Here is a 15632-nt window from a genome sequence, read left to right on the forward strand (position 1 = left end):
TAAGGAGATAACTATATAGGACTTAGGCAGGGGTAAGGAAAACGAACCACAGAGGGCGCAGAGGTCACGGAGGAATGAGAGTTTTAGAGGGTTTTGGCGTAAGTCCTACTATAATGTGCTGAAAATCAAGAGTTAAAGCCACTTGCCATCTGAATTAAAGCTTTAATTTTGTTTTAATTACTGCCTCATCTCTAAAGCCTACTAACACTGCTGTTCCATCTTTAACGAAAATTGGGCGTTTTAGCAGCATTGCATCGTTAGTAAATGCGTCAATCCACTGTCGCTCAGTCCAAGTCTTCTTTTCATCCCCTAAAGCTCGATAAGACTGGCCGGAGGTATTTCGCATGGGAGCAGAACCCAAAGACTTCATCCAGTTTTCGATCATCTCACTGTTGGGTGGAGTTTCTTTAGTATTGATGAATTCATATTCAATGCTATTGCTTTGGAGGCATATCAGAGCTTTTTTACAAGTGCCGCAGTTGGGAATTCCGTAAACTTGAATGGACATAAAGTAGTTAAGCAATAATTACCATTTTTATACATAATATAGCGGTTCTTGCTTGGGTGCAGTACAATTTTTACCTCTCTCCAAACCTCTCACCTAAAAGGAGAGAGGCTTTAAATCTTACTCCCCTTACCTTCAAGGGAAGGGGCTGGGGGTTAGGTCTGTATTCCATGCAATTGGGAACCGCTATATAATCGACGTAACCCTTATTTTCAGTTTTTTGAAAGTTTATATTTTACTTCTTGTGGGTGCAGAGAGTTTATGAGAGTTTTGAACAGCAAGCACTACCCAGCCAAGAGAAAATAAGGAAAATATATTATGGTATATGCACAATCTGTAGTTTTAATAGCATTAATATCTCTGTATTCGTTAAGCACGTAAAATTTAGGTCGGTTATTACCCACATTAGTCTGATTGTTATTAGTCAGAATGAAGTGGTGCAATAGATTGCACTCTTACCAAAGCTAAATATAGAGGTAAACTATGTTTCCTTTTTGGGGTAATCCTTGCTATGGAAGCGAACCTATTTCGCACAAAGCTAGCTTAGAGCGGAAATTAAAATTCTTGATTTGGATACGAGATGATTTAGAGTCTAAACTGGCTGGCATTAATGCTTCTATTGATACCATTCGGCAGCAAATAGAACGCTCAGACTCAGCTACTTAGAATTTAATTTTTGCAGAGATTTGTATTTCAAACGACATGCTTTAATTTTATGCTTCGATAGTTGATCGGGAGCGATGTCTACGACGGGCTACGCCTACGCCTTGCAGAAAACCTTAAAAACAAGACGTAGACGCATAAAGTTTGTCATTAGACATCGCTCAAGCGACCTTTGCCGTTAGTTACAGTTTGGGTGGCTTGAGTGACGGGAACCGTTACAACTATAGGAATTTGTGAAATAGATTTTTTACTCGTACTCCGCTTTCGGTTAGAGCCACCTGCTTTTGAATACTCCATGCTGTTTTTGCCGTAGACAGTTGCAACTGCACTAAGCATCCTCTCAGATAGTTCCGAGAGTCCTCTATCCATCTGATTCATCGTCTTACGAGATTCCTCAAGATGAGACAGAAGGGTATTATGGGCTTCTAGCGTGGCACGGGTATTATCAATGAAGCGGGTATAAGCTTCAATTGTTAATCCGTGCCCTAAATCCAAGTTCTCGTTAATGGATTTAAGCAGTGCAAGACGGCGTTGAGCTTTGTCTACAGCAGCAGAACCGCGAGTTTTTAAAGACATGGTAGATACTTCTTGAATAGTTCTATCTCAACATAGCGGAATGCCTTTCTACGTGAGATGAGTAATTTTGTGGATTTAATTAAGAGTTAATATTGAGAGTTTACCTGTATTTTTACTAATCCATCCATCTGTATTTGCTTATTGTTTTGGGATGAACTCAATCATTTATGTAACAGCGTTCGCCGAAATAGCAAATGTAGTCGCTGAAATAGTAAATGTAGTCGCCGAAATAGCAAATGTAGTCGCCGAAATAGCAAATGCGATCGCCGAAATAGCAAATGCTGTCGCCGAAATAGCAAATGCTGTCGCCGAAATAGCAAATGCTGTCGCCGAAATAGCAAATGTTGTCGCCGAAATAGCAAATGCGATCGCTGAAATAGCAAATGCGATCGCTGAAATAGCAAATGTTGTTGCCTGTTATAGAAGAGTGAGTGCGTTAGCATTCCGAAAGCTCACCGTTCGCGTAGTGTTCCGCAGGAAAGGTATCGCTTTACAAAAAACCTCAAAAATAAAGCGATCGCTAGAATGCCTTATCTCTTCACGGCAATGGATCTATAATTACAAATCCTGAAACGTAGATAATTATTTCTCCCCTTTCCCTGACTCTTTTGATCATAATGAGGCTTGTACAAGTGTGATAATTGGTGAAAAAATTGATCGCGAGAGCCTAATCAGGTATTCTCGTTTGCAAGGGACGCACGAGGAAATCAGTGAAAGTTTTAGTTGTAGGTAATGGAGGGCGCGAACACGCTCTGGCATGGAAACTGTTGCAATCTAAGCAAATTGAGCAAGTTGTCTGTGTACCAGGGAATGGGGGAACAGCAAGTATGGAACGTTGCCAGAACTTGCCCCTAGCAGTAGATGATTTTGAAGGCATTAGCCGATATGCCCTAGAACATGGCATAACTCTAGTAGTCGTTGGGCCAGAGGTACCTCTATCTAAGGGAATCACAGATTACCTTCAAGATAAAGGATTGATGGTATTTGGCCCAGTCAGAGCGGGAGCGCAAATTGAAGCGAGTAAAGCTTGGGCAAAAGCCCTGATGCAAGAAGCAGGGATTCCAACGGCGCGGGCGGCGGTATTTACGGAGGTAGGAGCAGCAAAATCTTACGTCAAATCTCAGGGAGCGCCTATTGTCGTTAAAGCTGATGGCTTGGCAGCTGGTAAGGGTGTGATAGTAGCTGAAACAGTTGCACAGGCAGAAAGTGCTGTTGATGCAATTTTTCAGGGACAATTTGGTAGTGCTGGTGAATTTGTCGTCATTGAAGAATGTTTAATTGGGCAAGAGGTATCAGTTTTAGCATTAACCGATGGATTAACGATTCGTCCATTGCTGCCCGCTCAAGACCATAAGCGAATTGGTGAGGGCGATACAGGCGAGAATACTGGTGGTATGGGAGCATATAGCCCAGCACCCATTGCCACACCAGAGTTGATGGCACGGATTCAAACAGAAGTCTTAGAAAGAGCGATCGCAACCTTACGAGCTAAAGGCATTGATTACCGGGGTGTGCTGTATGCTGGCTTAATGATTGCACCCGATGGCGACTTGAAGGTTTTGGAATTTAACTGTCGCTTTGGCGATCCAGAAACCCAGGTGATTTTGCCATTATTAGAAACACCCCTAGAAGAGTTACTTCTAGCCTGTGTACAACAGCGATTAAGTGAATTACCGCCCATTGCTTGGAAAAAAGGAACATCTGCCACTGTCGTTGCCGCTTCAGGTGGTTATCCCGGAGAATATGAGAAAGGTAAGGTTATTACTGGTATTGGCGACGCAGAGGTAACAGGAGCAACTGTATTTCATGCAGGTACAAAATTAAACCAGCAACAAGAAGTTGTGACAGATGGGGGTCGAGTATTAAATGTGACTGGAATCGGAGAAAATTTTGAGCAAGCGATCGCCCAAGCATACTCTGGGATCAAATATATTCAGTTTGAGGGCATATATTACCGGAGAGATATCGGTCATAAAGTGGTGAGTGCGAAGTAGGAAAACGAACGCTATAAGCGATCGCATTGAACATATATTAGGACTTACACAAAGCTAGACGCTGTAGGGGCAATTCATAAATTACCCCTATTGCTATTTATTATTTGCGTAAGTCCTGGAAAGATAGTATTTTGAACTGCCTGTGCCACACCTTGATAGATAGTCTAATGAGGCTATTGCCGCTCGGTTGAAGACGTGACATCGACGAATGAAGAAACTGAAACTTTGAGTTTTCTATGGAATGCTGGGACAATCGCCCTACTTTACGGATTTAGAATTGCTCGGTTTCATTTAATTAGGCGCTCTTACCCCATTTTGTCCCAATGCAGAATAGTCTCTGGGTGGGAAGAGGCTAGCTTGACCATTTGCATCATAATTAAATCCTTGGACAGGAACAATTTGCTTGAACGTAATCCCTTGAGCGGGAGCGGGTGATATGCTTGCGTTTCTCCCATAAGCATCTGTATAGATTACTGAATTTGCAGAATTTTCAAATGCAAGACCAGAAAAGTGAGTTTCTATTTGAGTTGTTCCTCGGAAGGGCGAGCGAGGGTCGTCCCACTCGACTTTGCTACCAGCAGCTAATGTTTCTTCGCAAAGTAGAGTTGTAGAAAGAGGATGCGATGGGTCGTAGCAGCTATTCACAGTCCTATTGATCTTCGTTGTGGTAGACGGATCATAAAAACGGGAAGGATTTGTGATCTTAAAGTAAAAACTTTTTCCAATAAAGCCAGTAAGCCAATATTCGGTATTTCTTGTATTTACATCTGCCGTTTTTTGATCAACTGTCCCACGCTGGTAACAACCAGCAGTAGGAATGGCGCGATGGGCATCACCATAGGGTTGATTCGTAGGGGAGGGAGTAATACCAGGATTTACCGATAAGTCACACAAAGAAGTTTCAGGTTCTTTAAATTCTCCAGCAGCACCAAACAAAGCAAAATGCTTTAAATTGAAGGTTTCAAGCCCATCACATTTACCAGACACAAACATTTCATGGGCTGTATTTACTAGCGCATCCGGTGAATGTGTACCCATGTGCAGTTTTAAGCTCACGTCACAGGATTTAATTAAACTGGTGTTGCTTTCATCGAACATCTGCCAATTGTTGGCAACAAGAACCTTATGACCAAAGTGATCTTCATTTCTATGAACAGATGGATTAGATGGATTATTAGCTGCCAGTTGCTCATTTACATAGCCAAACGCTGGCATCCCTGCAATATTAAATGCCTCTGAACTGAGCGGATCGTCACCATGCTCGTGACCGTATGTACAATACACATTTGTTTCAGGGTTGAAATCTACAGGTGGATGCCATGTGGGGTAGACTTTACCATCCTCGGCCTTGGTAAAATAAGTATCGTGCATCCACTTGGGGCATTCCCATGTTTTGCCAGGAGACCACAGCCCATAGGATTTGGCCAGAATCTGAGAACTGGATGGCAGTCCGTTTTGTGTTCGTATCGGTCTACCAGAAATAGGAATAACAGGCGAACCTTGGTTTACATTATTCTTGGATTGGATTTTTTGTATCTCGTCAATTTTTTGCACTGTATCCTTTGCCCAGAAGGCAAACCAATTAAAGCGCATAGAACTGTTAGAGCCTGGAAATCTAATGACAAGGTTTTGTTTTCCCTTTGCAAGGCTGCTATTCAAAGGACACGGAACTGTACGATAGTCTGACAGAGAACCAGTGCTGTTGATGGTACAGCTCCCCACCACAGAGCCGCTAGCTGAACCTAAGCGCACTTCAACGCTGTTTGTCCCAGAAGGCAAAGCGATACGCAGCATCAACGCCTCTACACCACTACCTAAGTCAAGGTTGTTGTATATTGCATAGTTACCATAGGCGGTGTTGGTTAGTTCTTGGGTTTGCTCTGTATACCCAATATCAAAAGGATTTTCGCTACGCTCCCAATAGTCTCCCCAGGCTGTGTTTAGTCCAGAACGAAACGATGAGTTGAGAGCATCTACACGCTTAAATACAGACCAAGGTGCTACCGCGCTCGACGGAATAGTCAATGTGCTGGTAGCCGCCACAACCTTCAGTGGCTCCAAAACCGGAATATTTAATACATGAGTAATGGCGGATAAACTCAGTAGTAACAGTAACGTAATCGTAGTGTGCAGAAAGAATCTGCTTAATTTAGGGTTCACATTATTTATCCTCTGAAATTAAACGGCGTTGCTGAATCAAAAGATAAATCAACTAGCCACAGTTAACTGGCTGCTAGTTATTAAATCTACTAATGACTCTTGAAATATGCTAGAGATAATAGATTAGAAATCGAACTAACAACCTCAGTATTTATTCGGCTTAGAAAATTTTCGAAATGTGATTACTTCAAAATGCGATGACTATCACTCTTCCATTAATCTAGGCTAGGCATCTAGGCAAACACATCTAAATATTGACGAGCCAGAATGAGATTGTAATTCACCGAGATCCTTATTAGATATGACTTTCAAGAAAATAAATCTACCTATTCTCCAATACTCTGCCAATTGACAAGGGTTCAACGCCCGTAGAAACGGGATGAATAATTGAGTGCTTGAGCAAATTCCTTGTAGAGTAAAGTAGCTTCATAAATATCTGTTTTAATATCCTGTTCAATGGGACTTTTACATAAATATTTGTCAGATATATTACCATAGTCAATCTTCTCACTAGACCTACGACGAAAGTGCTTATTGGAGTCAGGATTTTTAGAAGGTATATATAATACTGAATCGTAGCGAAGCTTGGAAATTATATGGAAGTTAACTTGCCGAGCCATCTGCAAGGCATTATAATTTCCAAAAATACCATTTAGTACTAAGTAAGAAAGAGAAATAAACCCGTCTAAGAGGATGTTTGAAAAGTCCTGTTGTTGGTAGCAAAAAGTTTTAGATCCCCCTAAATCCCCCTTAAAAAGGGGGACTTTGACTCCGGTTTCCCCCTTTTTTAGGGGGGTTAGGGGTGGATCTAAAAGTGCCTAAAGTCACAGCGAAACACTTTTCAAACAACCTCTAATAACTGGAATAACGAATGAATCAATTTCTGAATTTGAAGTAATTCAGATGTGAAAATTACCTCGACTTTATTCTTGTTCTTACTCCCTTCTGGTTGTCCACCTTTACGTTTCTCTTTGGGTCTCTTTCTCCATCGGCGATCGCTCGAATAATTGCCATCCTAGTAATACCATAGTTTGCGAGAAACGCAAGCCAAAATGCAGGAATATATTGACAACGGAGTTAAATTAGGCTGTTTAATTAATCCGAAAATGCGTCAGGTAGAAATCTATCGTCTTGGTAAACCAGTAGAAATACTAGCATCTCCACAATAATTATCAGGAGAAGATGTTTTACCAAGATTTATTTTAAATTTGCAAATAATTTGGGGATAAAAATTTGATTTGCGATAACAACTGCGTAACGGCTTACAGCAAACTGTCAATACCATAGAAACTTGTGTTGTTCATAGCATTGACGTAATACTGCTTATGGAAACCACCAGTTACTTCTATTGCTGTAAAACTGAAATCGTCCAAAACCGAGAAATTGTCCGTGAGATTTTTCACCCACCGGAAATGCTGTCACACCTAGTAAGTAGACACCAGAAAAGCTGGGATTACTCACAGGACGGAGGGCGATTGTCACTGTTTGTCCGGGAGTGACAGGCGGATCAAAATTCACAGTAACGGTTCGTGTGCCGCGTTCGTCTGTGACTGGGCCTAGTGTTAGCCGAAATTCTTTGCGCTCGCTCATTCCGACAAAGGCGCGGGTATCATTAAGATTGTAGCGGATGTTCTCTGTTCCCTCCCTTTGTGCGATCGTTACCTTCTGGAGAGATTCTCCAGCATTTTCCGGCAGGTTGATAGTGAAATAGTAAGTTCCACCCCAAACATTCACATCTTTGTAAGTAGTTCTTGCATTCACAAGTTTCGGCGGTTGGACAAAGTAGACTGTACCATCTCTAAGCTGCACCGCTTCAGTCACCGGAAGTGTTACTCCCCCAATACCGATTGCTAACGAAAGTGTTATCCCAAATAAAGTTGTGACACGCATAATTCAAATATAAAAAACGCACTCATTTCAATTTTAATTCTTTGGGAATGAGTGATTTGGGAATGATGGAAGCTTGTTTTTCCCAATCAGAAGATTTTGTGTACCACCAAGCCCAAGCAATTAAAACTGCTTGCAAGGGAAGCCTGACTACGTGTACCCAAGGTGAATTTGGTATATGTTCAATCTTAATAAGATTAACCGCCATATTAATATTGGCAGGGTAAACAGCAATAAAAAGAGCAAGAAGTCCCCAAGCAGCAGCTTGACTTACAGGCGGGACTAATAAGCCGATACCACCCAAAATTTCATAAAAGCCACTCAGATAAACTAATCCTAAAGGGTAAGGTAGTTGTGGCGGCACAATTTTGACATATTCTCCTGGAACAACAAAATGTGTCATTCCAACCACAATGATAGATATAGCAAGAACTACACGTAATATTTCCTTATACTTATTCATGGTTTTGCCTGATTATATACTTGTCTCTATTACTTCAGTTTGATTTATGGATGTTAATCTGTCTTGAGTCAACAGGAGGAAAATCGGCAAAACTTTTCAAAATACCATTTAATTTAGCCCTTTCAATCTGACTGCTAAAATCTCTTTTTTTCTCTCTGTGTCCTCCGCGCCTCTGCGGTTCAAAAGTCTCTTATTGAACCACAGAGGCGCAGAGGACACAGAGTAAAGAGCTTAAAAAGGAATTTATTGAAAAAATTTTTTACCCACCTTGAAAGGGCTAGTCCTATATATAATTAAGAAATTTATTTAATTGCCCATCATATCTTACAGATACGTGACCGATTCTTTAATCCAATTATTCATAGAAAAATGAGTGATGCTTTTAGCCGACTTTCACCCTTCATCCAAGAATATATTTATCATCATCAGTGGACTGAGTTACGACCAGTTCAAATTGCCGCTTGTCAGGTTATATTTGACACTGATGCTCACTTGCTAGTTACTGCTGCAACTGCTGCGGGTAAAACAGAAGCAGCCTTTCTACCAATTTTGACGTTATTACATACCAACCCTGCTACCACCATCGGCGCATTATATATTAGTCCAATCAAAGCTTTAATTAACGATCAATTTGAGCGTCTTAACGACTTACTCAAAGAAGCAGATATTCCAGTTTGGCACTGGCATGGTGATGTTTCTCAAAGTCGCAAAAACAAACTTTTAAAAAATCCTCAAGGTATTCTCCAAATTACACCAGAATCTCTAGAAAGTTTGTTAATCAATAAAAATAATGACCTCCTTCGCTTATTTGGTGACTTAAGATTTGTCATCATTGATGAAATTCACGCTTTTATGGGTTCAGAACGTGGTTGTCAAATTATTTGCCAATTAAAACGTTTAGCACAGTTAACGCAAAAACAACCGCGCCGTATTGGTTTGTCGGCAACTCTTGGTGATTACTCACTAGCTGAAGATTGGTTGCGTTCAGGAACAGATAAGCCAGTGATTACACCTCAAACTGATGGGATAAAACGCCAAATAAAACTAGCTTTAGAACATTTTTATATTACTAATGAAGTAGATGAATCAGAGGCAACAGATTATGAAAAATATATTTTTAACCTCAGCAAATCTCGCAAATGTCTGATATTTGCTAATAATCGCACGCGTACCGAATCTGTAATCGCATCTTTGCGACAAATTGCCACAGAACAAGGACTACCAGATATATATCATGTGCATCATGGGAGTATATCTGCTAGCTTACGGCAAGCCGCCGAGAATGCAATGCGTGAACCGAACAATCCAGCAGTTACCGCCGCCACTCTGACTTTAGAATTAGGCATAGATATTGGTCATTTAGAGCGAGTTATTCAGTTAGAATCACCCTTATCTGTAGCTAGCTTTTTACAGCGTTTAGGACGTAGTGGCAGGAGAGGTGAAGCTGCCGATATGCGCTTTATCTGTGCTGAAGATAAACCATTAGCAGAAGCTTCTCTACCAGAGCAAATACCCTGGCAGTTGTTACAGTCTATCGCTATCATTCAACTTTATTTAGAGGAACAATGGATTGAACCAATCAGACCGATCAAATATCCTTTGAGTTTGCTTTATCATCAGACAATGAGTATCTTAACAGCAACAGGAGAACTTTCACCTAATGCTTTAGCTAAACAAATTTTTAGTCTGCCACCCTTTGCTGCTATTTCCAAAGAAGATTTCCAATTATTGCTTCGCTATTTAATTGATATTGGTCATATTCAGCATACTGAACAAGGTAAATTAATCCTGGGTTTGGCAGGAGAAAAGATTGTGAGAAAATTTCAGTTTTATGCTGTCTTTGCTGAACAACAAGAATATATTGTTAAGCAAGGCGCAACACAAATTGGCAGTATCGTCACGCCACCTGCTGTTGGAAATCAATTTGCTTTAGCTGGCAGAAGTTGGGAAGTTGTAGAAGTTGACTTTAGAAAGAAGGCTATTTTTGTTAAACAAGCCGAGGGTAAAGCTAGTATTTATTGGCGTGGTAGTAGTGGCACTATTCACACCAAAGTTTTACAACGAATTCAACAGGTTTTATTTGAAAATATCGAGTATAGCTATTTGCAAAAAAATGCTTTACAACGTTTATGTCAAGTTCGTCAATTGGTACAGAAGATTGGATTAGATAAACAAAATATTGTGCAATTAGAAAAAGGTAAATGCTGCATTTTTCCCTGGATGGGTACGGTTGCTTATCGCACCCTAGAAAGATTACTCAATTCCTACTGTAGAGAATCATTGGAAATTACAAGTATTGGCGGATTAAATCCCTATTATTTCACAATCAAATTAGGCAAAGATAAATTTAAATATCTTTATCCCGAAATTGCTTCATTGTGTGAACAAAGAATTAGCTCAGAAGATTTACTCAGTACTTCAGAAGCACCGGAAATTCAAAAATATGATCAATTTATTCCTCATCCACTTTTACGAAAAGCTTTTGCTAGCGATTATTTAGATATGAGAGAACTCAAGCAGCAAGTGGCGCAGTGGAAAGAATAAATAGAGAATACCTCAAAATACTCTGGCGATTTCTAATCACCGAGTATATTTGCTATTTTTTATAAAAATCATAAGTAGGTAATCCAGTAACATTAGTTTGGAGAGCAAACAAATCACCAGAGTAGAAACTTTTTTCGATCTCTGCTTGGCTTAGTCCAACTGAAGCAGTGGTAATGTAAAGGGTTTGCAAATTATCTCCGCCAAAAGTACAGCTAGTTGGCAATTGCACAGGTAGCTTTATCCTCAATATCTCTTCACCCTTGGGATTGAAACGAATCACACACCATCCATCCCACATAGCTGACCAGATATGTCCTTCACCGTCTATTGTCAACCCATCTGGATAGAAATATTCATGAGTTAAATCAACAAAAATCCGACGATTAGTAATACTTCCAGTTACTGAATTAAAGTCGTAAGCATATATTTTTTGTTGAGGAGAATCTGTTAAGTAAAATGTCTTTTGATCGGGACTCCATCCTAAACCATTAGAAATAGTCAATCCCGTTTCCATTAAATGCAATGAACCATCAGTGTCATAGCGATAAAGGCTAGCTTGAGGTTTTTCTATAGAACACATTGAACCAAACCAGAAACGTCCTTGAGGGTCACATTTACCATCATTGAGACGGTTATCTGGAAGATTTGCTTCAATTTCCAAAATGGGAGTAACTACACCTGTCTGAGTGTTGAGGAATGCCAAGTGATGACGCAGCAACATAATTAATCTATCTGCACCTGCTGTTGCGATCGCACTTACCACGTCTCCTACATCAAAAAAGCCCTTTTCCCCCGTAGCAGGATTGAACTGATGCACTCGATGGTTATAAATATCGACCCAGTATAGTAGTTTTCGGATAGAGTCCCAGATGGGGCCTTCACCCAAGCGGGCGCGGGCTTCTAGAACATTGTGGAGTGGATATTGCAACTCGTTCATTTTATCAATCAATAACACCATATAGGCAACAGGAAAAAATTTTATCGAAACAGAATTCAGGAGTCAGGAGCCAGAATTCAGTTGAGTATTTTGTGCTACTGGTGGATAGCGCAGCCTTAGTGAGTCTGCGAGCGTCTGAATCCAGGGGTTTAAGACCCCCAATCAAAGATTTAGTGGTGCAACAATTCCGTGGCGGGTCTGAATCCCGCACTGATAGCGTAGCGCTAGAGAGGAACGAGCGTCTTCATTCTGACTCCTGTTAGCGGTAGCGGGGCGTTTAGCCCATTCTGACTTCTGAATTCTTCTTCAATCAAATTCAAGTAAAAACTGAAGACGCAATGAATTGCGTCTTCCCCAGGTAAAAGAAAAAATTCTTCCTTTTGGCTAAGTTTGAGATTCCCAACTTCGATAAAAAAGCGGGAATCTTGTTTTTAAACAGCTTGTAAAATCTCGTCATCTACAGAAAAATCTACTTCGGTTTTATCTTTTGCATTAGCCAAATAATCATTTTCCAGAGAGTCTTGCAACCCAGAAATCAAATCATATTCAGGCTGCCAGTTTAATTCTCTTTGCGCTTTATTCACCGAAGCAAAGAAATGCTGCACCCGCATCGGAAAAGCTTTGCGCTTACCGAAATCAAACTTTTTCGGGTCGTAATGGACGATTTTTACAGCATCGGGTGATTTGCCAGCCGCCACAGCACTAGCACGGGCTAAACCATCAAAAGTGACGAAGCGATCGCCTGAGATATTATAAATCTGTCCTACAGCTTGTTTATTACCCAAAACCTGGGTCATGGCTTGTGCTAAGTCTTTTACATGACCTAGCTGGGTGATATGCAAACCATTTCCGGGGATGGGAATCGGGCGATCGCGCACAATTCTGTCAAAAAACCACCCTTCCAACTCATTATAATTACGAGGCCCGTAAATATAAGTAGGACGAATGGAAGTAAAGGGCAATCCCAATTGAGCTAAATAAGCTTCTGTTTCATGCTTACCCTTATGGCGACTTTTGGGATCTACTAAATCTCCTTCGGCATGGGGTAGTTGATCGGATTTGAGATACACCCCGGCAGAACTCATATAGACAAAATGTTGCACTCGTCCTTGAAAAATCTCTGCAAGTGGTTGAGTATCAGTAAGTTCCCGCCCATTATTGTCAAAAATGACATCAAAGCTTTCTTGTGATAACTTTGCTTTTAATTGGGTAGGGTCAGTGCGATCGCCTATAATTTGTCCTACTCCCTGTAAAGAAGGCGCTGGCCGATTTCCACGATTGAACAGCACCACCTCATGTCCTTGTTCCACTAGTAATTGAGTCAAATAGACACCAATGAACCGAGTACCACCCATAATTAGAATTCGCATAAACTCACCTTTTCCATATCAGTTGTCGTTACAGGAGTAGGCAGCGAGGAAGGGAGTGCAAGGGATGAGGAAACAGGGGAATAATAATCCCCGATGTCCCATGCCTTATATCCCATAACCAATGCCCAATCTGAGGTTATCATCCATCTGGAACCTCTAACGGAAAAATTGCGTCTTATGTGCTAATCTGGGGCGCTTCCCATTAATTAATCACAAGGGGAAACTTTTCAGTTAACGTCATCAAGTTGGCCTTTGTATCTTCCATTTATTCAAGTTAGCTGTGCCCTTGAAATATGCTCTGGTTCATGAGTGGCTGACACCTAAAGCCACCGGTGGTTCCGAACTCGTTGTCCGAGAAATTTTGAATCACATTGATGCTGATTTGTATGCTCTGATCGATTTTGAATCCAGCAATAGAGAAAGTTATTTATATAAACGTCAAATTGGCAAGACGTTTCTCCAGAACTTTCCATCTGCTCGCAACGGTATACAAAAATACTTGCCTTTGTGGCCTTTGGCAATTGAACAACTTGATTTGCGGCATTATGACGTAATTCTGTCTTCATCTCACGCTGTTGCCAAAGGAATCCTTACCACTCCCGAACAGATGCATATTTGCTACTGTCACAGCCCTATGCGCTATGCCTGGGACTTGACCTTTGATTATCTTCGCTACAGCAAACTGGGTAGTGGCTTACCTGGGTGGGTGACGCGATATTTATTACATCGTTTGCGCCAGTGGGATGTATTGAGTGCCAATCGCGTTGATTACTTCATTGCTAACTCGCAACATACGGCTCGGCGGATTTGGCGTTGCTATCGGCGAGAAGCAACAGTCATTTACCCACCAGTGAATATCGCGGAATTTCCATTTCTGTCTGAGAAAGAGGACTTCTACCTGACAGTTTCCCGCTTAGTGAGTTACAAGCAAATATCGTTGATTGTCAAGGCTTTTAATCAACTAAAACGACCATTAGTAGTCATTGGTACAGGAGATGAAATGAATAAGATTCGCGAGATGGCAAACTCCAATATTCAAATACTGGGATGGCAACCCGATAATGTGGTAAAAAAATATATGTCTAGGGCTAAGGCCTTTGTGTATGCAGCTTGTGAAGATTTTGGGATTGCCCTAGTGGAAGCACAAGCCTGTGGTACACCAGTAATTGCCTACGGTGCAGGAGGGGCTCTCGAAACAGTGCGAGATATCCGCTCTTGTGTAGATACAGGGACAGGTATATTCTTCAAGACGCAAACAGAGGCGGCTTTAGTGGAGGCAGTAGAAAAGTTTGAAGTGTATGAGGGTTCGTTCAGTTCCGAGTATATGCGATCGCACGCCGCGCAGTTCTCACCGCAAATCTTTGCAGATCGTTATCTAAACTTTGTAAACAAGTGCAACGAAAAAGGCCGTTTTCGGAATGATGGTCTTGGTTAATGTCTTATTTTTTTTAGGCTTTTGGCAATTTTCCCCAGAAGCACATCATTTTGGCTTTAATATTGGGACTATGTGTGGTGTGGATTATTAAGGAGTATGATGACTGCCCAGAGCTCACTCCTCTCCGGCAAGCGAGGCGTACGGCAAGACACTAGAGCGTCTACGCGTACTTTCTTAAAACGCGGTCAAAAAACAAAGACGCCAAAAGTTAAACCCAAAGGTTTATCTTTTCAGGGTTTAAACGGAGAGTTTGCCAAACGACTGTTCGATATAGTGTTTTCGCTGTCGGTATTGATTTTGTTCTTCCCCGTCTACTTAATTTTGGCCTTGCTGATTGCCTTCAGCTCAGAAGGCCCAATATTTTATGTCCAGGAACGGGTAGGAAAAAATTACAAAGCGTTTAATTGTATTAAATTCCGAACAATGGTAAGCAATGCGGACGAAATCCTCATGCAGATGATGGAAACATCGCCCGAGTTGCGACAAGAATTTGAAAGCAGTTTTAAGCTGAAACAAGACCCCCGGATTACCAAAATTGGTCAATTTTTGCGAATTACTAGCTTAGACGAATTTCCCCAGTTCTGGAACGTTTTAAAAGGGGACATGAGTGTAGTCGGTCCCCGGCCCTTAGTAGCAGAAGAACTACCAAAATACGGTTGTCACATTGATGAGATTTTAACAATCCGTCCAGGAATTACTGGTTTGTGGCAGGTATCTGGGCGTAATGACATTCCCTATCCTCGGCGAGTCCAAATAGACCTGCATTATGTCAAATTTAGGAATTTCTGGCTTGATTTATGGATCATTTTGAAAACTGTTGATGTAGTTATTCTACCCAAAAATAACGGGGCATACTGAGTCAATATTGAGGGGCAATTCTGTGGGGCAGTTAATGCCCCTAAAATTCTAATTTCAAATACCTATTTTATTCAGTCTTCACAAAACCAGACATATATGAAATTTTGACAAAAAATAACGTATACAAAAAGAATCTTGATATATCTGGTAAAAGAAAAATATACATACTTAAAAAACCTTGGTCTATCTAAGGTTTAACTTAGGTGTTAAATTATTTTTATTAAGTATATTTATTTACGG

The 15632-nt window shown here is 40.9% G+C and carries 13 protein-coding genes and 2 pseudogenes; 7 read left to right on the top strand and 8 right to left on the bottom strand.

What is annotated here, in order from left to right; translation table 11 throughout:
* Positions 1-154: 154 nt before the first annotated feature.
* Entirely contained in the window at positions 155-508 is a 354-nt protein-coding gene (locus FD724_RS26765) for a Spx/MgsR family RNA polymerase-binding regulatory protein (RefSeq protein WP_179074701.1), read from the bottom strand.
* A gap of 480 nt (positions 509-988) precedes the next feature.
* On the opposite strand from FD724_RS26765, the gene FD724_RS26770 reads away from it, so the two are divergent.
* Complete coding sequence (locus FD724_RS26770) at positions 989-1171, top strand: hypothetical protein (RefSeq protein WP_041565423.1); 183 nt, start codon at positions 989-991, stop codon at positions 1169-1171.
* 147 nt (positions 1172-1318) lie between these two features.
* Here FD724_RS26770 and FD724_RS26775 read toward each other — a convergent pair whose 3' ends face one another.
* Positions 1319-1744, bottom strand: coding sequence for a hypothetical protein (locus FD724_RS26775; protein ID WP_179074702.1), 426 nt, complete (start codon positions 1742-1744; stop codon positions 1319-1321).
* A 151-nt stretch (positions 1745-1895) separates the two neighbouring features.
* Here FD724_RS26775 and FD724_RS26780 point away from each other — a divergent pair, with 151 nt between their 5' ends.
* Positions 1896-2315, top strand: coding sequence for a hypothetical protein (locus FD724_RS26780; RefSeq protein ID WP_179074703.1), 420 nt, complete (start codon positions 1896-1898; stop codon positions 2313-2315).
* Positions 2316-2454: 139 nt separating this feature from the next.
* On the top strand, positions 2455-3738 hold the full coding sequence (gene purD / locus FD724_RS26785) for a phosphoribosylamine--glycine ligase (RefSeq protein ID WP_179074704.1): 1284 nt from the start codon (positions 2455-2457) through the stop codon (positions 3736-3738).
* Between the two features lie 291 nt (positions 3739-4029).
* Here purD and FD724_RS26790 read toward each other — a convergent pair whose 3' ends face one another.
* Positions 4030-5898 (bottom strand): carbohydrate-binding protein, encoded by a 1869-nt coding sequence (locus tag FD724_RS26790; protein WP_179074705.1) that lies wholly within the window; start codon positions 5896-5898, stop codon positions 4030-4032.
* A gap of 386 nt (positions 5899-6284) precedes the next feature.
* Positions 6285-6877 (bottom strand): annotated as a pseudogene (locus FD724_RS42140) (transposase); the annotation flags it as partial.
* A 49-nt stretch (positions 6878-6926) separates the two neighbouring features.
* Here FD724_RS42140 and FD724_RS26800 point away from each other — a divergent pair.
* Positions 6927-7067 (top strand): annotated as a pseudogene (locus FD724_RS26800) (Uma2 family endonuclease); the annotation flags it as partial.
* A gap of 154 nt (positions 7068-7221) precedes the next feature.
* On the opposite strand, the gene FD724_RS26805 reads toward FD724_RS26800, so the two are convergent.
* Both FD724_RS26805 and FD724_RS26810 read right to left on the bottom strand, forming a co-directional pair.
* Entirely contained in the window at positions 7222-7788 is a 567-nt protein-coding gene (locus FD724_RS26805; RefSeq protein WP_179074706.1) for a DUF2808 domain-containing protein, read from the bottom strand.
* Between the two features lie 22 nt (positions 7789-7810).
* Entirely contained in the window at positions 7811-8248 is a 438-nt protein-coding gene (locus FD724_RS26810; protein ID WP_179074707.1) for a DoxX family protein, read from the bottom strand.
* Between the two features lie 369 nt (positions 8249-8617).
* Between FD724_RS26810 and FD724_RS26815 the strand changes: the two genes are divergently transcribed.
* Positions 8618-10792, top strand: a complete 2175-nt coding sequence (locus FD724_RS26815; RefSeq protein ID WP_179074708.1) for a DEAD/DEAH box helicase — start codon at positions 8618-8620, stop codon at positions 10790-10792.
* Between the two features lie 52 nt (positions 10793-10844).
* On the opposite strand, the gene FD724_RS26820 is transcribed toward FD724_RS26815, so the two are convergent.
* Positions 10845-11729, bottom strand: a complete 885-nt coding sequence (locus FD724_RS26820; protein WP_179074709.1) for an SMP-30/gluconolactonase/LRE family protein — start codon at positions 11727-11729, stop codon at positions 10845-10847.
* A gap of 431 nt (positions 11730-12160) precedes the next feature.
* On the bottom strand, positions 12161-13099 hold the full coding sequence (locus FD724_RS26825) for an NAD-dependent epimerase/dehydratase family protein (protein ID WP_179074710.1): 939 nt from the start codon (positions 13097-13099) through the stop codon (positions 12161-12163).
* A gap of 280 nt (positions 13100-13379) precedes the next feature.
* Between FD724_RS26825 and FD724_RS26830 the strand changes: the two genes are divergently transcribed.
* Together FD724_RS26830 and FD724_RS26835 are read left to right on the top strand one after the other, a co-directional pair.
* On the top strand, positions 13380-14534 hold the full coding sequence (locus tag FD724_RS26830; protein ID WP_179074711.1) for a glycosyltransferase: 1155 nt from the start codon (positions 13380-13382) through the stop codon (positions 14532-14534).
* A gap of 99 nt (positions 14535-14633) precedes the next feature.
* Positions 14634-15392, top strand: coding sequence for a sugar transferase (locus FD724_RS26835; protein WP_114082250.1), 759 nt, complete (start codon positions 14634-14636; stop codon positions 15390-15392).
* Positions 15393-15632 lie beyond the last annotated feature (240 nt).

The organism is Nostoc sp. C057 (assembly GCF_013393925.1).
Lineage (GTDB): Bacteria > Cyanobacteriota > Cyanobacteriia > Cyanobacteriales > Nostocaceae > Nostoc > Nostoc muscorum_A.